Genomic DNA, 23,768 nt, shown 5'->3' with positions numbered 1-23,768 from the left:
TCTGGTTCGGGTAATAACTTGAGTGGAAGTTTTCTAAATGATTAAGGCACGCTTGCATTTTTGTTCTGTAAAGCAATGTTATCGGTGCAGATAAACGCGATATTATACTATAATAGTATTAGTTTTTTAAAAAATAATTTCTTATTTTATTATTTAGGGGATGATTTCATGCAGTTGCATTATGATGGAGATCAAGGGATGAAAGAATTTATTATAGATAATAGAAAACAATTCGAGCAGCTGCTTCTTGATGAGGCGGTACAGGTTCGCGATAAAATTGAGCAGATAAAATTGATTGGGAATATTAATTTGCTTGATAATGCATATAACCTTGTATTAAGTGTTGTGCAAAATAGAAGGGAAGACGTGACGGCCCTTGGTACAAGAGAAGGTATCGCCTGGGCCGGCCATAGTCTCACACTCGCTTTTAAACTGGAGTGGATTCAGGCAATCCGGAAAACACTTTGGGAATTTATTTATAAATATGATAGATTGGGTGGGGAACTGGGAGAAAAGGAAGAATTTCACAAGCTGCAAATTGAAATTAATAGTCTTGTTGATGAATTTTTCCGTTCCTTCTTCTTAAGCTATTCATCGTATAAGGATAACCTGCTTGAATCAAAAAACGAGTTGGTAGAGAGTCTCTCTGCTCCAATCATCCCAATTACAGAAAAAATCAGCATTTTACCGTTGATCGGTATGTTGGACGAGTTTCGTGGAAACATTATTGAGGAGAAAGTTTTGAATGATATTAGTAATAAAGGTGTTCAAACCTTGATATTGGATCTTTCAGGCCTAGCCCAATTGGATGACAATGCATTTCAATTGTTCAGGAAACTTATAGACGGCATAACGATGATGGGCTGTAAAGCAATCATCACAGGTATGCGTCCGGAAGTAGTAGCACACTTTATTGAACATGAGCACCCCTTCGGTAATAACATAAAAACAAAGGGAACACTTCAACATGCATTAAGAGAATTTATTCATGAAAAGTAGGTAATCAGTACATATCTTGCACTGGGAATGCTTTTATGGTATACTTTTTTTTGGAAAGTAACGATACGGACGGTTGAAAGAGTGGGTTCTTGCCCACTCTTTCTTCATACTGTTTTCGATTTTAAAAAGCTTCCCCTAGCCACAACATCCGGCAGGGGTTTTATATTGATTAAGGGTGTGCAAAATTAAAATGTGCATGTTGGTTTATAATAAGAAATAAATACTGTTATTTAAAGGAGGACGAATTTTGAGCTCCCATGTAATTAAAATTGCAGAAGAATTAGTAAATCCCATCTTAGAGGCAAAGAATCTGGAACTTGCAGATATCGAGTATGTTAAAGAAGGGAAAAATTGGTTCCTGAGAGTTTATATTGACAAAGAAGGCGGAGTCGATATAGTTGAATGCGGTGAAGTTTCCGAACAATTAAGTGAGAAATTGGATGAGACCGATCCGATTAAAGAGCCTTACTTTCTGGAAGTTTCCTCACCTGGAGTGGAACGACCACTGAAGTCAAAAGAAGATTTCATAAAAAATATTAATAATAATGTTTTCGTGAAACTGTATGAACGTATTGATGGTGAAAGGGAATTTGAAGGAATCCTTAAAGCATTTAAAGATGATACGGCAACAATTGAATACAAAATTAAAACAAGAAAGAAGACAGTGGAAATTCCATATGACAAGATAGCTAAAGCTAGACTTGCTGTTATGTTTTAATTAAAGGGGGAAAATAAAAGTGAGCAGTCAGTTGTTTGACGCGATTGATAATTTGGCAAAGGAAAAAGGGATTGATAAGGACATTCTAATGGAAGCTTTGGAAGCCGCCCTAATTTCTGCTTATAAGAAAAACTTCAAATCTGCAACAAACGTCAGGGTCGAGCTTAATGAAGCAACCGGGAAGATGAGCGTCTTTTCCAGAAAGGCTGTTGTGGAAGAAGTGGAAGATATCCAACTTGAAATTTCGTTGGAAGAAGCAAAAAAAATAGACCCGAATTACGAACTGGAAGATATTATCGAAGTCGAAGTAACACCTAAAGATTTCGGGCGTATTGCAGCCCAGGCAGCAAAACAAGTTGTTACACAACGAGTACGTGAAGCTGAACGCGGTGTTATATTCTCAGAATATATTGATCGTGAAGAAGATGTGATGACAGGTATCATTCAACGCAAAGATCCACGGTTCGTATATGTCAATCTAGGGAAAATAGAAGCGAAGCTAGCTGAAGCCGAGCAAATGCCGGCAGAGGAATATAATGTTCATGATCGTTTGAAGGTATTTGTTACAAAAGTGGAAAACACGAGTAAAGGACCACAAATATATATTTCAAGATCACATCCAGGTTTGTTAAAACGCCTATTTGAAATGGAAGTTCCTGAGATTTTCGATGGAACAGTTGAAATAAAATCAGTTGCGAGAGAAGCTGGAGACCGATCAAAAATCTCTGTCTTTGCACAAGATCCTGAGGTTGATCCGGTTGGTTCATGTGTTGGCCAAAGAGGACAGCGGGTCCAGGCAATTGTCAATGAATTGAAAGGCGAAAAAATTGATATCGTAGAATGGTCCCAAGACCCTGTTGTTTACGTATCAAATGCATTAAGCCCTTCTAAAGTGGTTGATGTTCTCGTAAAAGAAGAAGAAAAAGCAACGACTGTCATCGTTCCAGATTATCAATTATCACTTGCTATTGGTAAACGTGGTCAGAATGCAAGACTTGCTGCGAAACTTACAGGTTGGAAAATAGACATAAAGAGCGAAACCGAAGCAAGAGAAGAAGGACTATTAACAGCAGCATCTGAAAACGACGAATCCCATTCTAACAATGATGACGATCTGTTTGAATAAGGGGGGCTATGAATGGTTCAAAAAAGAAAGGCACCTGAACGTAAATGTGTCGTAACCAATGAAATGAAACCGAAAAAAGAGCTAATCCGCATCGTGCGCAACAAAGAAGGAGTGGTCTTTGTTGATCCGACGGGTAAGAAAAATGGTCGGGGTGCATACTTATCCCGTGATTTGGATGTCATTACAAAGGCGGAGAAATCAAACGTACTTAATCGGACATTAAATGCAGAAGTGGATGCTTCCATTTATGAAGAATTAAAGCAGATTATTAGTGGTAAGACACATGAAAAGTAATTATTTAAATATAATCGGACTCGCTTATCGTGCAGGTAAGTGTACCCTTGGAGAAGAGTCTATCTTAAAGGACATTCGTTCAAACAGGGCTAAACTAGTAATACTTGCAAATGATATTGGTCCACAGACGAAGAAAAAACTAACGAACAAATGTATCTACTATGAAGTACCTTTTATAATCGCAGATGACAGAGAAACATTGTCAAATGCAATTGGAAAATCCCATAGAGTAGCTATTGCTATCTTGGATGCAGGTTTTGCTACTAAGATTGAGTCGTTACTCGGGTAATCAAATTCGGGGGTGAACGTATGAGTAAAATGCGTGTATATGAATATGCAAAATTAAACAATACGACAAGTAAAGATGTAATTAATTTTTTAACAGAACAAAATGTGGAAGTTTCCAACCATATGTCAACGATTTCTGATAATATGGTGAAAAAATTAGATGAGAAATTCAAAGCCAAGCCCGTACAATCAAATGCAGAAGCTCCAAAGTCTGTGAATAAAAGCAATCCTAATAATGTATCCAACAATCCGAAAAAACAGAACAATCAGGCCAAAAATGGCAATCAAAATGCCGGATTCAGAAACAACAATCAGCAAAACAGACCGAACAACAATAAGAGGCAAAAAGGTCCTAAAAAAGGGAACCAACAAGCTCCAAATCAACAAAAGGTAGTAAAAGAAACCCCTAAAAAAATCACATACAGTGATACATTGACAGTACACGATCTAGCTTTAAAATTGAATAAAGAATCAGCCGAACTTATTAAAAAGCTTATGTTTATGGGAGTTATGGCTACTAAGAATCAGGATTTGGATGACGATGCAGTAGAATTAATCTGTTCTGAGTATGATGTTGAAGTAGAAAAAGAAATCATTTTGGAAGATACAGACTTTGATAAGTATGTTCAAGAAGAGAAAGAAGAAAACCTGATTGAAAGACCGGCTGTTGTTACCATTATGGGACATGTTGACCATGGTAAAACAACATTGCTTGATTCGATTCGCCATACGAAAGTAACAGCAGGAGAAGCTGGTGGTATTACACAGCACATCGGTGCATATCAGGTTGAAAATGACGGCAAGAAAATTACATTCCTGGATACACCTGGCCATGCTGCATTTACAAGCATGCGTTCCCGTGGTGCACAGGTTACAGATATTGCTATTCTTGTAGTTGCAGCAGATGACGGTGTTATGCCACAGACTGTAGAAGCAATTAATCATGCGAAAGCGGCAGAAGTACCGATTATCGTTGCTGTCAATAAAATGGATAAAGAAGCGGCAAATCCCGATCGCGTTATGCAGGAACTGACAGAATACGAATTGATTCCTGAGGATTGGGGTGGATCTACCATCTTCGTAAACATTTCCGCCATCAAAAGTGAGGGAATTGATGATTTACTGGAAATGATCTTGCTTATAGCAGAAGTTGAAGAGTTAAAAGCAAATCCAAATGCCAATGCATCCGGTACAGTAATTGACGCACAATTGGACAAAGGAAGAGGATCTGTTTCCACATTACTGGTACAAAATGGTACATTACATGTCGGAGACGCTATCGTAGTCGGTAATACGTTTGGCCGTGTTCGTGCTATGGTGAATGATATTGGTAAACGTGTAACGGAAGTTGGTCCTTCTACCCCAGTTGAAATTACCGGATTACATGATGTACCACAGGCCGGAGACCACTTCCTCGTCTTTAATGATGAGAAAAAAGCCCGTCAAATTGGTGAGGCACGTCAACAGAAACACATTGTTGCAAGCCGTGGAGAACAGTCTAAAGTCAGCTTGGAAGATCTTTTCGATAAAATTAAACAAGGTGAAATGAAAGAGTTGAATATCATTGTAAAAGGTGATGTTCAAGGTTCGGTCGAGGCACTTGCTGCTTCCCTACGTAAAATCGAGGTCGAAGGTGTTAACATCAAAATCATCCACACAGGTGTAGGTGCAATTACTGAATCGGATGTTATTCTTGCTTCAGCTTCGAATGCAATCGTTATTGGTTTCAATGTCCGCCCGGATGTGAATGCAAAAAATGCTGCTGACTCAGAAAAAGTCGATATTCGTCTTCACAGAGTCATTTATAATGCGATTGAGGAAATAGAGTCAGCAATGAAAGGCTTGCTTGATCCTGTGTTCGCAGAGAAAGTAATTGGGCAGGCAGAAGTTCGTGAAATATTTAAAGTATCTAAAATTGGTACGATTGCAGGAAGCTATGTAATTGACGGCAAAATAACTCGTGATTCCAAGGTTAGACTCATTCGTGAAGGTGTAGTTCTCTATGAAGGTGAATTACTGGCACTTAAACGTTTTAAGGATGATGTTAAAGAAGTTGCACAAAACTATGAGTGTGGTATAACAATTGCCAACTTCAACGATATTAAAGAAGGCGACGTTATTGAAGCATTCGTTATGGAAGAAATTGAACGCAAATGATTGTATATGCTGAAGTAGAGTGTCTCCTCTATGAGGGGCATTCACTTAAGGCAAAGCGTTCCGTCATAAAAAAGCTATTAGCGAAATTGCACCATAATTTTAATGTTGCGGTTACAGAAATTGCGTATCATGATTTGTGGCAACGGACTAAAATAGGTATCGTGGCAATTTCCACAGATTATGTCCATGCAGAAAAAATAATTAATCGTGCATTGAAAACAATCGATGGATTTACAGAGCTTGAACGCACCATAACAAATGTGGAGCGGTTATAAAACTCTCATTTTAACTGAGGTGAATAAAATGGCTGAATTAAGGGCAAACAGGGTAGCTGAACAAATGAAAAAGGAATTGAGTGATATCCTGACTCGAAAAATAAAAGACCCAAGAGTGGGGTTTGTTACCGTTACGGATGTAGAAGTTACCGGTGATTTGCAACAGGCAAAAGTTTATATCTCTGTTTTGGGTGATGACAAGAAACGGCAGGATACACTGATGGGTCTTGCTAAAGCGAAAGGATTTATACGTTCGGAAATTGGAAGTCGAATCCGTCTTCGCAAAACACCCGAATTGACTTTTGAGTTTGATGAAGCATATGAATATGGAAACCGCATCGAATCCATTCTTAAAGATTTAAATAAATAGATGCATGAGAATCTGACCTGTTTATCAAGTATAAAAGTGGGTCAGATTTTTCATACACTCATTTACATCATATCTACCCATTGGAGGCTAGTTAAATGGATGGAATTTTACCATTATGGAAGCCAAAAGGATTTACATCACATGACTGTGTCATGAAATGCCGAAGATATTATAAAACAAAAAAAGTAGGGCATACCGGAACGCTTGATCCCGAAGTTGAAGGAGTGCTACCTATCTGTATCGGACAAGCAACGAAAATTGTCCCTTTTCTTACAGATACGAAAAAAACATACATTGCTGAATTAAAGCTCGGTTCAGCGACAGATACGGAAGATGCTCATGGTAGTATGGTTGAGCAGAAAGACGTTCGTGAAATGCCCCAGGAAGCTGAAATTGATTCGGTACTCCAGTCATTTAAAGGGAAGATTGTGCAAATTCCCCCAATGTACTCCGCTGTGAAAGTTAACGGTAGAAAGCTCTACGAATATGCAAGGGCGAATGAGAAAGTCGAACGGCCGAAGCGGGAAGTGACTATCCATGAACTCGATAAATTATCCGTTAATATGTCGAACCATACGATTCGTATGAGAGTTGTCTGTTCAAAAGGTACATATATTCGAACATTATGTGTGGATATTGGAAAACAATTAGGCTATCCAGCTCATATGTCTGGACTAGTTCGGACAGAAACCGGTACATTTTCTGAGAAAAATACCGTAACTTTTGATACTATAGAAGAAGCTGTTGAAAAAGGTGAACAGAATCAATTGCTGCGACCAATAACGGAAGGATTGAATCATCTTGATACACTTCAAGTTAATCATGAAGTAAAAGGCAGAGTTCTGAATGGACAGAAGCTTCCATTGCCTACGGAGAGACTTCATACGGATCCTTTTGTTATGATGTATAATGAGCAATTATTAGCAATCTATCAACAACACCCTGATAACCCCGAACAAATTAAGCCGGTTCGAGTTTTCAGCGAATGAATGATAAAAAGTGCAGGTGAGTGATTATGAGGACAATTGAATTGACATATCCACATACGTTAGGATTAGAAGAACTGCCAGAGACAGTTTGTGCTATTGGTTTTTTTGATGGTATACATAAAGGACATCAACGAGTTATCAAGACTGCTGTGGAAGAAGCAGGGAAAAGTAATATCGATAGTGCAGTAATTACATTCCACCCTCATCCATCCGTAGTATTGAAAAAAGGTGTACAGCACGTAAAGTATATAACCCCAATGAAACAAAAACAGGAATTGCTGAAGCAAATGAATGTGGATCGTTTATATATAATTAATTTCAATGAGGAATTGTCCAAGCTGTCACCACAGGAATTCATCGATCATTTTATTATCGGTCTGAATATAAAACATCTTGTAGCAGGATTTGATTATTCTTTTGGGCATAAAGGCAAGGGAAACATGGAGAATATTCACCAGTATTCCCGTAACAATTTCGATTTCACAACAATAGATAAAGTTACCATGCAAGATGATAAAATTAGTTCCACAAAAATTCGCCAGCTTTTGAAAACCGGAAAAGTTGACGAAGCAAATGCTCTACTTGGCCGGCCATTAGTAACTGGCGGGATTGTAATCAGAGGCGATCAACGAGGAAGAGAATTGGGATATCCAACTGCAAACCTCGGTTTACATGATGATGTACTGCTTCCGAGGAAAGGTGTTTACGCAGTAAAAGTCATATATAAAAATGAAATTTACGAAGGCATGGCAAACATTGGAACCAATCCCACTTTTACTGAAGATAGAGAGGATCTATCTGCTGAAGTAAATATATTCGATTATAATAATGATTTGTATGGGGAAGAATTGCTTGTAGAATGGCATAAATATATTCGCGATGAAGAGAAATTTGACAGTGCACAAGCATTGATAGAGGAAATGGAAATGGATGAGAGAATTATCCGAGCATATTTTTCTGAGCAAAGTTAAATGTAAATTTCCCAGAGAGATTGCCGAAGTTGCTTATCAAACGTCGCAGTTTATGTCAAATGCGAGAAAGCATAACAGTTAATTTAAAGTAACTTGAGCAGTAATCTCTAGATCTCCTAATTGTACCAATGGCTATTTGTCAATTTAACTATGCAAAAGTTGTATGAAAATGTATTGTGGGACTTGATTTTTTTCAGCGGAAGCGTTATGCTTGTAAACGTAAAACCATCCCTTGGCAAATCGTAACTCCGACGTTTGCTAGGAGATAGGGGCTATAATTATATTACCAGGAGGTGCGCCACATGGCTATTACACAAGAACGTAAGAATGAAATCATCAATGAATACAAGGTTCATGAAACTGACACTGGATCTCCGGAAGTACAAATCGCTGTACTTACTGAAGATATCAATGCATTGAACGAACATTTGCGTGTTCATAAAAAAGATCACCATTCACGTCGTGGTCTTTTGAAAATGGTTGGTAAACGTCGTAACTTGCTTACTTACTTACGTAACAATGACGTTACTCGTTACCGTGAACTAATTAAAAAACTTGGCCTACGCCGATAATTTTTTTTCAAAAAGCAGGAGAAATCCTGCTTTTTCTAATATCATTAATTATTCAGACTTACATAGTATACTTCTATCACGCATTAATAGGCTGTAATATCCCCACTGAATGAAGTTTCACTTGATCCTGCATGCACAGACATGTTGAACTCCTATTCAAGTGGAGGATTGACTGTCCTTAGATAGTCCGATTCTACTAAAGGTGCCTTTAGGACATACCTATATCACTGAAATTACGAAGCGGTATATACCTGAAGTTTGATTCCTGTACGGCTATCGTTTATTCTATAATAAGGAATTCATGTGTATAACCAAGCGGGGTAGAATTTACATATAGTTTTATAAACTATAAAATGAAAATAGAAAGTTGTAATGAAAGGAGCACTATTACTAATGGCAGAAGAAAAACAAGTATTCTCCACAGAAATTTCAGGACAGAAATTTACGATAGAGATTGGAGAACTGGCAAAACAGGCAAATGGTGCATGTATGGTACATTATGGAGATACGTCTGTATTGTCTGTAGCGACAGCATCGAAACAACCAAAGGATTTACCGTTTTTTCCATTAACCGTTAATTATGAAGAACGTTTGTATGCTGTGGGTAAAATTCCTGGAGGGTTTATTAAACGTGAAGGACGCCCAAGCGAAAAAGCTATTCTTTCGTCTCGTTTGATTGACCGTCCAATCCGACCACTATTTCCGGATGGTTTCAGAAATGAAGTACAAGTAATCAGTACCGTAATGAGTGTTGATCAGGACTGTCCTTCCGAAATAGCGGCAATGATTGGATCATCAATCGCACTCAGCATTTCCAATATTCCTTTTGCTGGGCCCATTGCAGGCGTAAATGTTGGACGGGTTGATGGGGAGTTTATCATTAATCCTACCATTGAACAGGAAGCAAAAAGTGATATAGAGTTAACTGTTGCTGGAACAAAAGATGCTATTAACATGGTGGAAGCTGGAGCAGATGAAGTAGCTGAAGAAGTGATGCTTGAAGCGATTATGTTTGGCCATGAAGAAATAAAACGTCTTGTTGCATTCCAGGAAGAGATTGTGAAAGCTGCGGCAGTGGGAAAATCGGATATCATCTTATTCGAGCTTGATGAAGAATTGACTGTTAAAGTAGAAGCTGAAGCAAAAGATAAATTAATTGAAGCAATCCAAGTTCAGGAAAAGCATGCTAGAGAGGAAGCAATTTCCGATGTGAGAGAAGCAGTACTTGAAGCATATGAAGAAGCTGATCCAGAGGAAATCAAACAAGTAAAGTCGATTTTGGATAAAATGGTAAAAGAAGAAGTACGTCGTTTGATTACAAAAGAGAAAATCCGTCCAGATGGTCGTAAACCGGAGGAAATCCGTCCACTTTCCTCACGTATCCGCGTACTGCCAAGAACACATGGATCTGGATTATTTACACGTGGACAAACTCAAGCCTTGAGTATATGTACATTAGGGGCTTTAGGAGATGTTCAGATTTTGGATGGTTTGGATCTTGAAGAGTCCAAACGATTTATGCACCATTATAATTTTCCGCAATACAGTGTAGGGGAAACAGGACCAATCAGAGGACCAGGGCGTCGTGAAATTGGCCATGGTGCATTGGGTGAACGTGCACTTGAAAAAGTTGTTCCTAATGAAAAGGATTTCCCTTATACGATTCGTCTAGTATCTGAAGTGCTCGAATCGAACGGTTCCACTTCTCAGGCAAGTATTTGTGCAAGCACCCTGGCAATGATGGATGCAGGTGTACCGATTAAAGCTCCTGTAGCAGGAATAGCTATGGGTCTTGTGAAATCAGGGGAGGACTATACGATTCTCACCGACATTCAAGGAATGGAAGATGCTTTGGGTGATATGGACTTTAAAGTTGCGGGAACTTCTGAAGGAGTAACTGCTCTTCAAATGGATATAAAAATAGATGGTTTATCAAGAGAAATCCTTGAAGAAGCATTGACACAAGCAAAAAAAGGGCGTATGGAAATCCTTGATTCCATGCTTGCTACGATAAACGAGCCTAAAGCCGAGCTGTCGGAATTTGCACCGAAGATCCTGACAATGTCCATCAATCCGAATAAAATCCGCGATGTTATCGGACCGAGCGGTAAACAAATCAATCAAATCATTGATGAAACTGGGGTTAAAATTGACATTGAGCAGGATGGCAGTGTGTTCATATCGTCTACAGATCCATCCATGAATGAAAAAGCGAAGAAAATTATCGAAGATCTCGTTCGTGAAGTTGAAGTTGGTCAAATGTATCTCGGTACGGTTAAACGTATTGAAAAATTTGGTGCCTTTGTTGAATTATTTAAAGGAAAAGATGGTTTGGTACACATATCCGAACTTGCTGAAGAACGTACAAACAAAGTTGAAGACGTTGTTTCCATTGGTGATCAGATCATGGTCAAAGTTAAAGAAATCGATCGTCAAGGGCGCGTTAACCTTTCTCGTAAAGTTGTATTGGCTGAAGAAAAGGAAAGAGCTGAAAAAGCTAAACAACAATAACAACTACATTTTAAAAAGAAACTGATTTCCAGTTTCTTTTTTTCTTTTAAATTAAAACATACTTGTCCTTCCTTTGCATAAATTGTAAGGGGAGGGGTACGTATGGGCAAATACCGAAAGTATGTTAATTTATGTGTTTTTTTATTACTTGTTGCGATGGTATATGATGTTGAATATAATCCTTTTGATATTAATTCAGAGACAATGGGAATACAGACTGTGAATCAAAGTGATACATTATACATGGAAATCAGGGAAAAAAGTGAAGATTTATTTGAGGAACCCCAAAATGCTTATATTGATGAGGTATGGAAGAAGACAGCGGGAAGAAATGGTTTAAGAGTAAATGTCGAAAAGTCTTATGAAAAGATGAAAAAAGAAGGGATCTTTGACGCGTCTTTACTCGTTTATGAACAAGTTCCACCTGAGGTTAAATTAAAAGATTTGCCTGCTTCTCCGATATACCGTGGTCATCCGGAAAAAGAAATGGTTGCATTTTTAATCAATGTTTCATGGGGGGCAGAATTTATCCCGGAAATGTTACGTATATTAAAAGAAAATAAAGTTAAAGCTACCTTTTTCATTGAAGGTAAATGGGCTAAGGACAATGCTGAGCTTGTCAAGATGATCGATGAACAGGGTCATCTGATTGGAAACCATGCGTATAACCACCCGGATATGGCAAGATTGTCTGATCAGGAAAATATCGATCAAATCGATCAAACAAATCAGATCCTTAAAGCAATTACTGGTGAAAAACCAACATGGTTCGCTCCACCGAGTGGAAGTTTCAATGATCGGGTTGTACAGGCTGCAAGTAATCTTGAAATGGAGACGATTCTATGGACTGTCGATACGGTTGATTGGAAGAATCCCTCCGTTTCTGTTATGATTAACCGGGTAAAAGGAAAAATCCACCCGGGCGCAACGGTGCTTATGCATCCGACATCTTCCACTGCAAATGGGCTGGACCAACTCATAAAATTAGTTAAAGACAGCGGATACAGAATAGGAACGATTGATTTACTTCTCAGTGAAGAGCGATAATATGTAAAAGCCTGGATTCATTTACTTTAGGAGGAAAAATTTTGATAGAAAAGCATACGAGCAAAAATGGATTGCGTATTGTATTAGAAAAAATACCTGCAGTTCGATCCGTGACCATTGGTATATGGGTATTAACCGGTTCAAGAAATGAAACCGTAGAAAATAATGGAATTTCCCATTTCTTGGAGCATATGTTTTTTAAAGGAACGAAGACACGCTCCGCACAGGATATAGCTGAAGCTTTCGATTCTATTGGTGGGCAAATTAATGCCTTCACATCAAAAGAATATACGTGTTATTATGCAAAGGTATTGGATACACATAAGGATTATGCTTTGGAAATTCTCGCTGACATGTTCTTTAATTCCACATTTGACGAAGAGGAATTAGAGAGGGAAAAGAAAGTAGTTTATGAAGAAATAAAGATGTACGAAGATACACCTGATGATATTGTGCATGACTTATTGGCAAAAGCATCCTATGGCAGTCATCCGTTAGGCTATTCTATTCTTGGGACGGAAGAGCATTTAAAGACGTTTAACCCAACAATACTTAGAAATTATGTGAATCAACGCTATACTCCTGATAACGTAGTAGTCTCGGTTGCTGGAAATGTGGAAGAGTCCTTTATGCGTACTGTTGAAAGTTATTTTGGAGGGTATGAAGCCCTTTCAGATAACAGTCAAATTATAAGACCTTCTTTTCTTGCCGACTCCATTGAGCGCAATAAAGATACAGAGCAGGCACACCTTTGTTTAGGGTTTGAAGGTCTGCCGCAGGGCGATGAAAATATTTACAGCCTTGTTATAATGAACAATGTTCTCGGTGGCAGTATGAGTTCCAGGTTGTTTCAGGATGTCCGAGAAAAGCAGGGACTTGCTTATTCTGTTTTCTCATACCATTCCACATTCCTTGACAATGGATTGCTCACTATCTATGCAGGTACTGGTAAAGACCAGCTCGCGTTGCTCAGGGATACAATTAAGAAAACAGTAGACACACTGATTAAAGATGGCCTTTCTGACAAAGAACTGCGAAACAGCAAGGAGCAACTTAAAGGAAGTTTAATGCTCAGCCTGGAAAGCACGAACAGCAGAATGTCGAGAAACGGAAGAAATGAACTGCTGCTTCAACGGCACCGAACACTGGATGAAATCATTCGTGAAATCGATGCAGTTAATCATGATTCCATTCAGCAAGTCATTAAGCAAGTTTTCAATAATCCTGCATCAAGTGCCTTAATTGCGCCGGCACATACAAACTAAACTAACCAATAAAAGCAAGCCAAACCAGCAAAGGTTCAGGGCTTGCTTTTTAATTTGGACAGTATTGTTCTTCATACATAGGTTTTAAAAGCCTTACATATATATGTAGTATACAAATTGGCAGGAGGTAGAAAAATGCGATTTAGAGATATGAGTGATAAGGAAATCATCAATGTCAATGAAGGTACAAGACTTGGAATACTTGGGCAGACGGACTTGGAAATTGATGAGAGTACCGGACAAATCGAATCTTTTATCATTCCTAACTATAAGTGGTTCGGATTGGTAAAAGAAGGCGAAGAAACAAAAATCAGATGGAAGTCTATAAAGAAAATAGGCGAAGATATGATTATGATCGATACAAATCTTTCTGAATAAAACATATTTGAAAAGGCAAGTGTCACTGTTGTGATACTTGTTTTTTCCTTTTTTTAGGATATTTTCAAAAAGATTCCGAATCCCGCACGGATCGTACGAACAAAAATGCAGTTTTGAACGTTAATCTGTAGACTGCGACATAACTGATATTTACCGTAGACCTGCAGACGATACTGGAGCAAGTTACTTCCGCTACCGCTCTGGGAAATACACGCAGGAACATGGGTGGCTGCCGAAGTAACCTGTTTTCATAACCAGTTCTACATGTCTTACCCAGTTAGAAGTTACGTCGCAATTTATATCAACTCCAATGATAAAAGCAGCAAACATTTTGAAAAGGGCTATTTTTTTAAAACTGACAATCACTCCTAGGGTACTATCACATAAGCTATAAAGAAAATGAATAAAGGTAATGGATGTCTGGAGGGTAAAAACAAGAATGAGTCAATTAATAGCTGTGATTGGTGGAGATGCACGTTATTTGGAACTAATCAGGCAACTGAAAAAATTACCTGACACTAGAATTATTCTCGTTGGGTTTGACAAGCTGGAACAGGGATTTACTGAGTTGAATCAAGTCGACCTGGAAGAATTGGATCAATCCAAGTTAGATGCAATCATTCTGCCGATTACAGGTACGGATATGGTCGGTAACCTTGAAACGGTATTCTCGGTAAGAAAAGCAAATCTTAGTAAAGCATGGTTTAAAAAACTAAAGAAGTCTTCCATTATTTTTACTGGTATAACCAATGATTATCTATCGTCTGCGGTAAAGGAAGCTGAAGTTACATTAATTCCTTTACTCGACCGGGATGATGTCGCCATTTATAATTCAATACCTACTGCAGAAGGAGCCATAATGATGGCATTTGAACAAACAGATCATACGATACATTCTTCACGGGTAATAGTGACAGGATTCGGGCGGGTAGGAAACACTGTTGCAAATAAATTCTCTGCCTTGGGAGCGAAAGTATCTGTATGTGCAAGAAGCATTAGAGACTTGGCCAGAATTACAGAAATGGGCCTTCATGCTATCCCAATGGAAAAACTGTCTGAGCATACCCATAACTGTGATGTTCTCATTAATACAATACCGGCTCCTGTTGTAACGAAGGAAGAAATTCAGAATCTACCGACGAATGGTATCATCATAGATTTGGCATCAAAGCCTGGTGGAACAGATTTTGACTATGCCCAGAAACGTGGCATAAAAGCAATACTGGCGAGGAGTTTACCTGGAATTGTTGCTCCAAAAACGGCAGGTAAAATATTGGCCGATGTGATTACACAAATTTTAGAGGAAAAGAGGGAGTCCGTATGAGTCTGGCCGGAAAACGAATCGGTTTTGGGTTGACAGGATCCCATCATACCCATAGTCAGGTGTTTCCGCAGATAGAAAAATTGGTAGCTGAGCAAGCTGAAGTCATTCCAATCGTTTCCTATACGGTCCAAAACACAGATACGAAGTTTGGCAGAGCTTCTGAACATATGGAAAAGCTGGAAAGCATCACAGGTAAAAAGGTTATAAGAACCATTCCGGATGCAGAACCCTTCGGACCAAAATATCCTCTCGACTGCATGGTTATCGCACCATTAACCGGAAATTCATTAAGTAAATTGGCAAATGCACTTACCGATAATCCTGTATTGATGGCAGCTAAATCCACGATGCGAAATCAGAGTCCGGTTTTGCTTGGTGTAACGACAAACGATGCACTAGGTTTAAACGGTTCCAATTTAATAAAGCTCATGAACAGTAAAAATATTTATTTTATACCATTTGGTCAGGACAATCCATATACCAAGCCTAATTCGATGGTTGCCAAGTTGGATTATTTAGTTGAAAGTGTAGAATTTGCTTTAGAGGGTAAACAATTACAACCAATTATTGTTCCTTATCACCCTAAAAATATGTTAAAATAATAAATTAGAAGCTTAATTTTTTCCATATTGAAGGGAGTTATTACAAATGACACAAAAAACAGCTTACAATATAGCAATAGTCGGTGCAACAGGGGCAGTTGGTCAAAAGATCATGCAACTATTAGAAGAAAAGAATTTTCCTATAAATGAATTGAAATTACTCTCTTCCAAGAGGTCTGCAGGGAAGAAAGTATTATTTGGAACAAAGGAAATAACGATTGAGGAAGCAAAACCTGAAAGTTTTGCGGGAGTGGACATTGCGTTATTTTCTGCAGGCGGCTCTGTTTCCAAGGAGCTGGCACCGGAAGCAGTGAAACATGGTGCAGTAGTGGTGGACAATACAAGTGCATACCGAATGGATGAGAATGTTCCACTTGTTGTTCCAGAAGTAAATAATGAAGACATTGCAAATCATAAAGGAATTATTGCCAATCCAAACTGCTCAACGATTCAAATGGTTGCTGCACTTAAACCAATTAAGGATACGTTTGGAATAAATCGAATTATCGTATCAACCTATCAGGCTGTATCAGGTGCAGGCGCACAAGCAACAGAGGAGCTTAAAGCACAGGCACAGCAATTTTTAAATGGGGAAGAAATGGAGGCAAATCTGCTTCCGGTAACAGGTGATAAAAGACATTATCCAATAGCTTTCAATGCACTTCCACAAATCGATGTTTTTGGAGAAAATGGATATACCTTCGAAGAAATGAAAATGATCAATGAAACTAAAAAAATTATGCATGATGAGAAACTATCTGTAGCGGCTACATGTGTTCGGTTACCTTTCTTTACGTCACATGCAGAAAGCGTCTATATTGAAGTCGATAAAGATGACGTAACTGTAGCTGACTTGTGGAAAGTATTGGAAACTGCTGATGGAGTTGTACTTCAGGATGATCCGGGAGCTCAACTCTATCCAACACCTTTAAGTTCTGCAGATAAAGAAGACGTTTTTGTTGGCCGTGTTCGCAAGGATCTTGATAACCCTAGAGGATTCCACTTATGGGTTGTATCTGATAATCTCCTTAAAGGAGCTGCGTGGAATACGGTACAGATTGCACAATCATTAATTAAAAATAATTGGCTATAATAGGATGTTTATAAAGGGAGCACATGGGTTTCCTTTATAAACATACAGTATCCGGTAATAATAGAGGTGTTATGATGCAAGTGTTGGTTCAAAAATTCGGTGGAACCTCCGTTCAAACTGAAGAAAATAGGGAACATGTAATAAAACACATTAAAGATGCCTTGGTTAAAGACTATAAGCTAGTTGTAGTCGTATCTGCATTAGGAAGAAAGCCTGATCCATATGCAACGGATACTTTGTTAGGTCTTGTAGATTATCCCGCAAATCAGAACTCTGCACGTGAACTGGATATGTTAATGTCTTGCGGGGAAATAATCTCTGCAGTGGTTCTGTCAAATGAACTTCAAAAGAACCATATAGCTGCAACAGCATTAACCGGAGCACAGGCAGGTTTTTTGACAACTGATGATTTCAACAAGGCTAAGATAAAAGAAGTAAATCCAACTAGGATCTTGAAAGAATTTGAGAAGCATGATGTTGTCGTTGTTGCTGGTTTTCAGGGTGTGAGTGAATCAGGTGAGATGACGACTATTGGTCGAGGTGGCAGTGATACGAGTGCTGCCGCGCTTGGTGTAGCATTGGCTGCAGAGCGGATTGAAATTTTTACAGATGTTAATGGTATTATGACAGCAGATCCGAGAGTAGTTAAAACTGCTCGCCCATTGGATATTGTCACATATAATGAGATCTGTAATTTGGCATATCAGGGTGCAAAAGTAATCCATCCACGTGCAGTAGAGATTGCGATGCAAGGAAAAATACCAATGCGTATAAGGTCAACCTATTCTCAGGAACTTGGTACATTGGTTACTTCCTCGCGGCTTCTTGAATTAGGGATGGATATTCCTGACAGAATGATTACTGGGATAGCACATATGTCATCGATTACCCAAATTAAAGTTCAAACAAAAGAATCTGCCTATCGTCTTCAGTCTGAAGTTTTCAAGGCAATGGCTGAAGCCGGAATATCAGTGGATTTCATTAATATTTCCCCTACAGGAGTAGTGTATACAGTTCCTGCTTCTCTTACTGAAAGAGCGGTCCATATTCTTGAAGTTCTCGGATTTAATCCAGAGATTACGGAAGGATGTGCGAAAGTTTCTGCAGTAGGAGCCGGAATGACTGGTGTACCTGGAGTTGCCTCAAAAATTGTTCAAGCATTAACGAATGCAGGGGTGCAGATATTGCAATCTGCTGATAGTCATACTACAATCTGGGTCCTGGTCCATGCTAATGACTTAATTACTGCAGTAAATGCTTTGCATGAAGTATTTGGGTTAAGTGATATAAATGAGCCGTTGTGATCAAGAGCCTTAACGAAGGTGTTCAGAAATCCCTGAACACACGTATAGAAGAAAGGTGATTATGTATGAATTTTGGGCAAGTCCTGACCGCTTTGGTCACTCCATTTGATAATGAAGGAAAAATAGATCTTGAACGAACGAGCATTTTAATTGAATATTTACTTGATAATGGAACGGATGGTTTGGTGGTAGCAGGAACAACCGGGGAATCACCGACACTGACAAACGAAGAAAAGGTCGTCCTGTTTACACATGTTGTAAAGCAAGTGAATAAGAGAGTACCTGTTATAGCTGGAACTGGAAGCAATGATACAGCCGCATCCATACAACTTACAAAAGAGGCCGAAAGATGCGGTGTGGATGGAATTATGCTGGTAGCCCCTTATTACAATAAGCCAAGTCAGCAGGGAATGTATGAGCATTTTGCGGCAATTGCGAAAGAAACTAATTTGCCAATTATGCTTTATAACATCCCTGGTCGCTCGGCTGTAAATATGACAGCAGAAACAATCATTCAGTTGAGTATGCTTGATAACATTGTTTCTGTGAAAGAAGCAAGCGGAGATCTTGATCAAGTTTCAGAAATTATCAACAGCACAGCGGATGATTTCAGTGTATACAGTGGAGACGATGGATTAACATTACCGATGCTTGCACTTGGTGCGGATGGTGTCGTTTCTGTAGCTTCCCATATTATAGGGAATGAAATGAAAGCAATGGTCAACCATTTTCTTAACGGCAATACAAGGGAAGCTGCCACCATTCACCGAAATATGCTTCCAGTGATGAATGGACTCTTTACAGCGCCAAATCCTAGCCCGGTCAAAGCTGCATTGCAAATGAAAGGGATTGAGACAGGTGGTGTAAGGCTGCCTCTCGTCAGACTTACGGATGAAGAAATGGAGAAATTAAAGCTTCTTCTTGAAGGGTAGAACCATTTATGACCTAGCCTAGAACACTCGTCACTTAGCTGCGAGATGTTCAGACTAGGTCAGTCCAACTTCTTATATGTCTATATAAAATGTTATCGTAGTAACCGCAAAAATATCGGCTGTTTTCAGCCGGTATTTTTTGTGTATTTACGTTCATACTACGTTTATAGTCATTTGAAATAAAGGAGGTCCGTAAATGAGCAATAATTCAGAGCAGAAAGAAGAACAGCAACAGGATAATCAACCAAATTCATCAGCCCTTGTAGAAAGAATTCAGCAGCTGGGACAATCCAATATTCCTCAGGCACCTGATTCTAACATTCATGTTCTTTCCATAATTGGACAAGTGGAAGGTCATTTGCAACTTCCACCACAAAACAAAACAACAAAATATGAGCATTTATTGCCACAGTTAATCGCTATTGAGCAAAATCCGAAAATTGAGGGACTAATCATCCTGTTGAATACGGTCGGTGGAGATGTCGAGGCAGGGCTTGCACTTTCGGAGATGATTGCATCTATTTCAAAGCCAACTGTATCCATCGTACTTGGTGGAGGTCACTCTATTGGAGTGCCAATTGCAGTAGCAACGAAGCATTCATTCATTGTACCGACTGCTACAATGACGATTCATCCTATACGACTGACAGGACTGGTAATCGGGGTGCCGCAGACTTTTGAATATCTGGATAAAATGCAGGACAGAGTCATTCAATTTGTTGTGGAGCATTCAAATATTAAAGAAGAAAAATTTAAGGATCTAATGTTTGCAAAAGGTAACCTGACGAGAGATATCGGGACAAATGTTATCGGGAAAGATGCTGTAGCGTATGGTTTGATAGATGAGGTAGGCGGCGTTAAAGAGGCGATGAATAAATTGAATGAATTTATAGGTCCAAAGGTGTCACCTGAAAGTGGTGTTGTCCAATGATCCTCTATACTCCTATGGCCCATAGCGATATTTTCCCCGTGGAGATGGATAGTTACTCTAATTTAGAAAGTGTTTCCTATAAGGGCAGAACAGTATATGCAGAAAGAATGCCGGATGGTTCCTATCAAATTCAGCAATTACTCTCATCAGATCCAAACGATTTTTTAAACGCAGAATTTTCCCCTGGAAGAATCTTATCGTGAATCAATAATTTACCATGTTTTATGATATAATTGCATGTAGTAATAAAACCCTTGCCAATATGTAGGCAAGGGTTTACTATTCGTATATGCTGGTAAGAGATAGAGGTGATAAGAATGGCTAGAAAAAGAAAATCGAAAAGAACAAGTGCAAAACAAACAAAACTATTAAAATTTGAATTACTGGGACTATTATTTATTTTTCTATCTATATTCGGAAGTGGGACAAGTGCCATTAGTGATGGAGCAATACCAGGATGGCTCGAACATTTTTTCCAACTATTTCTTGGTATCTGGTACTTTGTTGCCTCGGTATTCCTCCTGATAACTGGCGTGTTGTTACTCGTCAAACGTAAGTTTCCCAATTTCCGGAGCAGGAAAATGGTAGGCTTTTATATTTTGTTTGCGGGAATATTGCTCTTCACCCATATTCAGACATTTGAAAGCCTACTAGTTTCGGCAGAGAATGCTTCTATTATTGGAACAACATGGAATAATTTCCTGGGCTATGCAAACGGAACAGGCACAGTAGTGCAGACTGGTGGAGGGATTCTTGGAGCGATTATATTCGCATTCTGCTTTTATATGTTCTCATTGGCAGGTTCGAAAATAGTGGCTGTTTTCTCCATGTTAATTGGTCTGATATTTATAACCGATTTATCAGTGGGAGATATTTTTTCCAAGTTATTTTCTAAGATGAAACAGATTACTACGAAACAAGCTGCAAGGTGGAAAGAAGCAAGAGCTGACAGAAAGCAACATAGAAAAGAAGAAGTAATCATTCCGGAAGATACGGCTGTAGAGGATCTCAAGCTTCAGCATGAGGAGCCATTTATAAATGACTTCACGGAAGTTGCCTATGCAACGGATGAACTGGAAACAGTAGTTAAACCAAAGGCAAAATCATCTCCCGAAACAGAACAGACGGAGGAAGATATTGACCAACCAATGCCAATGACGGCCACCGAAAACTATGATTATGTATTACCTTCACCTGATTTATTGGCAGAACCTGCACACAACTCTCAAACGCAGGAAAAATCACAAATTCAGGCAACTGTAAGAAAGCTAGAGCGTACTTTTAAGAGCTTTGGTGTCAAAGCGAGAATTACGAAAGTACATGTAGGACCAGCCGTAACGAAATATGAAGTTTATCCGGAAGCTGGCGTTAAAGTAAGTAAAATCGTAGGGCTACATGATGATATTGCACTGGCACTTGCTGCCAAGGATATTCGAATTGAAGCACCGATTCCTGGAAAATCGGCTGTTGGCATTGAAGTGCCTAACCAGGAAATTGCCATGGTATCACTGCGGGAAGTGCTGGATAAAACGTGGAACAATAAATCTTCCAAACTACTATATGCTTTAGGAAGGGATATATCGGGTGAAGCGGTAGTGGGGGAATTAAATAAAATGCCGCATCTGTTAATTGCCGGTGCAACTGGCAGCGGTAAAAGTGTCTGTGTAAATGGGATCATTACAAGTATTTTAATGCGTGCGAAGCCTCATGAAGTTAAAATGATGATGATTGATCCCAAAAAAGTAGAGTTGAATGTCTATAACGGAATTCCACATCTGCTCGCACCAGTTGTCACCGATCCGAAAAAAGCATCAAGAGCTTTGAAAAAGGTCGTATCAGAAATGGAAAGAAGATATGATCTGTTTTCGGATACTGGTACACGAAACATAGAAGGATATAATGAATATATTAGAAAATATAACGTTAACTCCGATGAAACGCAGCCGAATTTGCCATATATTGTAGTATTGGTAGACGAGCTGGCTGATTTAATGATGGTAGCTTCCAATGATGTGGAAGATTCGATAACCAGATTGGCTCAAATGGCCAGAGCTGCTGGAATACACTTGATTATTGCAACCCAAAGACCTTCTGTAGACGTCATTACTGGTGTAATCAAAGCCAATATCCCATCAAGAATTGCTTTCAGTGTTTCTTCTCAAACCGATTCAAGAACGATTCTTGACTCCGGCGGGGCAGAGAAATTACTTGGAAGAGGAGATATGCTGTTTATGCCGGTAGGTTCATCAAAGCCTACCCGTGTTCAGGGAGCATTTTTGTCAGATGAAGAGGTTGAACGAATTGTGGATCATTGTATCGACCAACAAAAAGCTTCTTATCAGGAAGAAATGATACCTGAAGATACAAATGAAGTTGTGGAAGAAGTTGATGACGAACTATATGATGATGCAGTACAGATGATAACAGAATTACAGAGTGCAAGTGTTTCCATGCTTCAGCGGAGATTCAGGATTGGCTATACGCGGGCAGCACGATTAATAGATGCGATGGAAGCAAGAGGAATTGTGGGTCCTTATGAAGGAAGTAAACCAAGGACAGTATTGGTATCCAAATCAACGGAAGAGCAAACAACCTAAGTCGCTGGAAGCTATTAGAGTGTGCTGGCAAAGGATAGTTTATAAGAGGCAGGCATATATGATGATATATGCCTGCCTCATTGTGTCTATATTTGTCATTTAAGAATGACTTTTTTAAGAAATTTATCCTAATTCTATTTATTTATTTTATTAATAATGGTAATATTAATGACGGACAAATAGTCATACGTCAGAGGTCAGATCTCTTTAAAGCAGCTAAAGGGAAAAGGGGGAATTTTGTGTCGATTAAAACGGATTCTAGGCACCTATATTTACGGGTCATCGATGAAATTACAAGAGATATTGAAAATGGCACATACAGTGAGAATGAGAAATTGCCATCCGAATATCAGTTGTCTAAGGACTTGGGCGTTTCCAGAGCTACGTTAAGAGAGGCTTTGCGAATTCTTGAGGAAGACAATATTGTAACTAGGCGACATGGTGTTGGTACCTTTGTTAATTCGAAACCGATTTTTTCATCAGGGATTGAAGAACTGAAAAGTGTCACACAAATGATTGAAGAATCTGGCAAAATTGCCGGTTCCCAGTATTTGTCGGCAGAATTAGTAGAAGCAACCGATGAAGATAAAGCAAAGTTTTCCCCTAGAAAGATTGATACCTTGGCAAAAATTGAAAGAGTTCGAACTGCTGATCATAAACCTGTAGTATTTTGCATTGACAAGGTGCCTGCAAAATTGATACCGCTGGACCATGTGCATGAAGAAGACTCTATCTTCGACCTATTAGAAGAATATGCAAATAAGAGGATTTCTTATGCCGTTACCTTTATCGAACCAATAAGTTACCATGACCGAATATACAGTATATTAAATTGTGTGGCGGATCAATCACTTCTCTTATTGAAACAGGTCCACTACACAAATGAAGATGAAGCTGTACTATATTCTGCTAATTATTTCCGCTCAGATGTTTTTAGTTTTCACGTTTTGAGAAAACGCGTTTAAGAGCTGGAAATAATCGAAGTCGACAGGTACATAAAAAGATTCTATGGGTTTATAGTGATT

The 23,768-nt window shown here is 38.9% G+C and carries 24 protein-coding genes; all 24 read left to right on the top strand.

The window, feature by feature from the left end; genetic code table 11:
- Positions 1-168: 168 nt before the first annotated feature.
- Entirely contained in the window at positions 169-999 is an 831-nt protein-coding gene (locus MN204_RS03760; protein WP_249869751.1) for an STAS domain-containing protein, read from the top strand.
- 247 nt (positions 1,000-1,246) lie between these two features.
- Positions 1,247-1,717 (top strand): ribosome maturation factor RimP, encoded by a 471-nt coding sequence (gene rimP, locus MN204_RS03755; protein ID WP_249869750.1) that lies wholly within the window; start codon positions 1,247-1,249, stop codon positions 1,715-1,717.
- Positions 1,718-1,736: 19 nt separating this feature from the next.
- Entirely contained in the window at positions 1,737-2,843 is a 1,107-nt protein-coding gene (gene nusA / locus MN204_RS03750; RefSeq protein WP_249869749.1) for a transcription termination factor NusA, read from the top strand.
- Positions 2,844-2,855: 12 nt separating this feature from the next.
- A complete protein-coding gene (rnpM, locus tag MN204_RS03745) occupies positions 2,856-3,137 on the top strand; it encodes an RNase P modulator RnpM (protein WP_249869748.1) in 282 nt (93 codons plus the stop codon).
- Positions 3,127-3,426 (top strand): L7Ae/L30e/S12e/Gadd45 family ribosomal protein, encoded by a 300-nt coding sequence (locus MN204_RS03740; protein WP_249869747.1) that lies wholly within the window; start codon positions 3,127-3,129, stop codon positions 3,424-3,426. The genes rnpM and MN204_RS03740 overlap by 11 nt, the downstream gene beginning before the upstream one ends.
- Before the next feature lie 20 nt (positions 3,427-3,446).
- Complete coding sequence (infB, locus tag MN204_RS03735) at positions 3,447-5,582, top strand: translation initiation factor IF-2 (RefSeq protein ID WP_249869746.1); 2,136 nt, start codon at positions 3,447-3,449, stop codon at positions 5,580-5,582.
- Positions 5,579-5,857, top strand: coding sequence for a DUF503 domain-containing protein (locus tag MN204_RS03730; RefSeq protein WP_249869745.1), 279 nt, complete (start codon positions 5,579-5,581; stop codon positions 5,855-5,857). Before infB ends, MN204_RS03730 begins: the two co-directional genes overlap by 4 nt.
- A 28-nt stretch (positions 5,858-5,885) precedes the next feature.
- Positions 5,886-6,227: a 30S ribosome-binding factor RbfA gene (gene rbfA / locus MN204_RS03725; protein ID WP_249869744.1), complete on the top strand. Its 342-nt coding sequence runs from the start codon at positions 5,886-5,888 to the stop codon at positions 6,225-6,227.
- Positions 6,228-6,322: 95 nt separating this feature from the next.
- Entirely contained in the window at positions 6,323-7,216 is an 894-nt protein-coding gene (gene truB, locus MN204_RS03720) for a tRNA pseudouridine(55) synthase TruB (protein WP_249869743.1), read from the top strand.
- Positions 7,217-7,242: 26 nt separating this feature from the next.
- On the top strand, positions 7,243-8,187 hold the full coding sequence (locus MN204_RS03715) for a bifunctional riboflavin kinase/FAD synthetase (RefSeq protein WP_249869742.1): 945 nt from the start codon (positions 7,243-7,245) through the stop codon (positions 8,185-8,187).
- Positions 8,188-8,489: 302 nt separating this feature from the next.
- Entirely contained in the window at positions 8,490-8,759 is a 270-nt protein-coding gene (gene rpsO / locus MN204_RS03710) for a 30S ribosomal protein S15 (RefSeq protein WP_249869741.1), read from the top strand.
- Positions 8,760-9,152: 393 nt separating this feature from the next.
- Positions 9,153-11,270, top strand: coding sequence for a polyribonucleotide nucleotidyltransferase (locus MN204_RS03705; RefSeq protein WP_249869740.1), 2,118 nt, complete (start codon positions 9,153-9,155; stop codon positions 11,268-11,270).
- Positions 11,271-11,372: 102 nt separating this feature from the next.
- Positions 11,373-12,317 carry a polysaccharide deacetylase family protein gene (locus MN204_RS03700; RefSeq protein WP_249869739.1) on the top strand — a complete coding sequence of 315 codons (945 nt, stop codon included), beginning with the start codon at positions 11,373-11,375 and terminating at the stop codon, positions 12,315-12,317.
- Positions 12,318-12,358: 41 nt separating this feature from the next.
- Positions 12,359-13,582: a M16 family metallopeptidase gene (locus MN204_RS03695; protein WP_249869738.1), complete on the top strand. Its 1,224-nt coding sequence runs from the start codon at positions 12,359-12,361 to the stop codon at positions 13,580-13,582.
- 135 nt (positions 13,583-13,717) lie between these two features.
- Entirely contained in the window at positions 13,718-13,960 is a 243-nt protein-coding gene (locus tag MN204_RS03690; RefSeq protein WP_249869737.1) for a YlmC/YmxH family sporulation protein, read from the top strand.
- 439 nt (positions 13,961-14,399) lie between these two features.
- On the top strand, positions 14,400-15,284 hold the full coding sequence (dpaA, locus tag MN204_RS03685) for a dipicolinic acid synthetase subunit A (protein ID WP_249869736.1): 885 nt from the start codon (positions 14,400-14,402) through the stop codon (positions 15,282-15,284).
- A complete protein-coding gene (dpaB, locus tag MN204_RS03680) occupies positions 15,281-15,886 on the top strand; it encodes a dipicolinate synthase subunit B (RefSeq protein WP_249869735.1) in 606 nt (201 codons plus the stop codon). Before dpaA ends, dpaB begins: the two co-directional genes overlap by 4 nt.
- A gap of 46 nt (positions 15,887-15,932) precedes the next feature.
- Positions 15,933-16,979 carry an aspartate-semialdehyde dehydrogenase gene (gene asd / locus MN204_RS03675; protein ID WP_249869734.1) on the top strand — a complete coding sequence of 349 codons (1,047 nt, stop codon included), beginning with the start codon at positions 15,933-15,935 and terminating at the stop codon, positions 16,977-16,979.
- A gap of 74 nt (positions 16,980-17,053) precedes the next feature.
- Positions 17,054-18,283: an aspartate kinase gene (gene dapG / locus MN204_RS03670; protein WP_249869733.1), complete on the top strand. Its 1,230-nt coding sequence runs from the start codon at positions 17,054-17,056 to the stop codon at positions 18,281-18,283.
- A gap of 65 nt (positions 18,284-18,348) precedes the next feature.
- On the top strand, positions 18,349-19,215 hold the full coding sequence (dapA, locus tag MN204_RS03665) for a 4-hydroxy-tetrahydrodipicolinate synthase (RefSeq protein ID WP_249869732.1): 867 nt from the start codon (positions 18,349-18,351) through the stop codon (positions 19,213-19,215).
- Positions 19,216-19,411: 196 nt separating this feature from the next.
- Entirely contained in the window at positions 19,412-20,146 is a 735-nt protein-coding gene (locus MN204_RS03660; RefSeq protein ID WP_249869731.1) for a ClpP family protease, read from the top strand.
- Complete coding sequence (locus MN204_RS03655) at positions 20,143-20,349, top strand: YlzJ-like family protein (protein ID WP_306798580.1); 207 nt, start codon at positions 20,143-20,145, stop codon at positions 20,347-20,349. The genes MN204_RS03660 and MN204_RS03655 overlap by 4 nt, the downstream gene beginning before the upstream one ends.
- Before the next feature lie 114 nt (positions 20,350-20,463).
- Positions 20,464-22,743: an FtsK/SpoIIIE family DNA translocase gene (locus MN204_RS03650; protein ID WP_249869730.1), complete on the top strand. Its 2,280-nt coding sequence runs from the start codon at positions 20,464-20,466 to the stop codon at positions 22,741-22,743.
- A gap of 239 nt (positions 22,744-22,982) precedes the next feature.
- Entirely contained in the window at positions 22,983-23,708 is a 726-nt protein-coding gene (locus MN204_RS03645) for a GntR family transcriptional regulator (protein WP_249869729.1), read from the top strand.
- The last annotated feature ends 60 nt before the right edge of the window (positions 23,709-23,768 follow it).

Source organism: Oceanobacillus saliphilus, assembly GCF_023522835.1.
Lineage (GTDB): Bacteria > Bacillota > Bacilli > Bacillales > Amphibacillaceae > Oceanobacillus > Oceanobacillus saliphilus.
The sequence above is the reverse complement of the archived record's forward strand: the minus strand, read 5'-3'. Positions and strand labels throughout refer to the sequence as shown.

Excerpts from the sequence above, each read along its gene's own strand:
- rnpM (WP_249869748.1), top strand. The coding sequence starts at position 2,856 with ATGGTTCAAAAAAGAAAGGCACCTGAACGTAAATGTGTCGTAACCAAT.
- infB (WP_249869746.1), top strand. The coding sequence starts at position 3,447 with ATGAGTAAAATGCGTGTATATGAATATGCAAAATTAAACAATACGACA.
- MN204_RS03650 (WP_249869730.1), top strand. The coding sequence starts at position 20,464 with ATGGCTAGAAAAAGAAAATCGAAAAGAACAAGTGCAAAACAAACAAAA.
- dpaA (WP_249869736.1), top strand. The coding sequence starts at position 14,400 with ATGAGTCAATTAATAGCTGTGATTGGTGGAGATGCACGTTATTTGGAA.
- MN204_RS03715 (WP_249869742.1), top strand. The coding sequence starts at position 7,243 with ATGAGGACAATTGAATTGACATATCCACATACGTTAGGATTAGAAGAA.
- MN204_RS03690 (WP_249869737.1), top strand. The coding sequence starts at position 13,718 with ATGCGATTTAGAGATATGAGTGATAAGGAAATCATCAATGTCAATGAA.
- MN204_RS03705 (WP_249869740.1), top strand. The coding sequence starts at position 9,153 with ATGGCAGAAGAAAAACAAGTATTCTCCACAGAAATTTCAGGACAGAAA.
- MN204_RS03740 (WP_249869747.1), top strand. The coding sequence starts at position 3,127 with ATGAAAAGTAATTATTTAAATATAATCGGACTCGCTTATCGTGCAGGT.
- MN204_RS03760 (WP_249869751.1), top strand. The coding sequence starts at position 169 with ATGCAGTTGCATTATGATGGAGATCAAGGGATGAAAGAATTTATTATA.
- MN204_RS03655 (WP_306798580.1), top strand. The coding sequence starts at position 20,143 with ATGATCCTCTATACTCCTATGGCCCATAGCGATATTTTCCCCGTGGAG.
- truB (WP_249869743.1), top strand. The coding sequence starts at position 6,323 with ATGGATGGAATTTTACCATTATGGAAGCCAAAAGGATTTACATCACAT.
- MN204_RS03660 (WP_249869731.1), top strand. The coding sequence starts at position 19,412 with ATGAGCAATAATTCAGAGCAGAAAGAAGAACAGCAACAGGATAATCAA.
- dpaB (WP_249869735.1), top strand. The coding sequence starts at position 15,281 with ATGAGTCTGGCCGGAAAACGAATCGGTTTTGGGTTGACAGGATCCCAT.
- dapA (WP_249869732.1), top strand. The coding sequence starts at position 18,349 with ATGAATTTTGGGCAAGTCCTGACCGCTTTGGTCACTCCATTTGATAAT.
- rpsO (WP_249869741.1), top strand. The coding sequence starts at position 8,490 with ATGGCTATTACACAAGAACGTAAGAATGAAATCATCAATGAATACAAG.
- dapG (WP_249869733.1), top strand. The coding sequence starts at position 17,054 with ATGCAAGTGTTGGTTCAAAAATTCGGTGGAACCTCCGTTCAAACTGAA.
- asd (WP_249869734.1), top strand. The coding sequence starts at position 15,933 with ATGACACAAAAAACAGCTTACAATATAGCAATAGTCGGTGCAACAGGG.
- rbfA (WP_249869744.1), top strand. The coding sequence starts at position 5,886 with ATGGCTGAATTAAGGGCAAACAGGGTAGCTGAACAAATGAAAAAGGAA.
- MN204_RS03730 (WP_249869745.1), top strand. The coding sequence starts at position 5,579 with ATGATTGTATATGCTGAAGTAGAGTGTCTCCTCTATGAGGGGCATTCA.
- MN204_RS03700 (WP_249869739.1), top strand. The coding sequence starts at position 11,373 with ATGGGCAAATACCGAAAGTATGTTAATTTATGTGTTTTTTTATTACTT.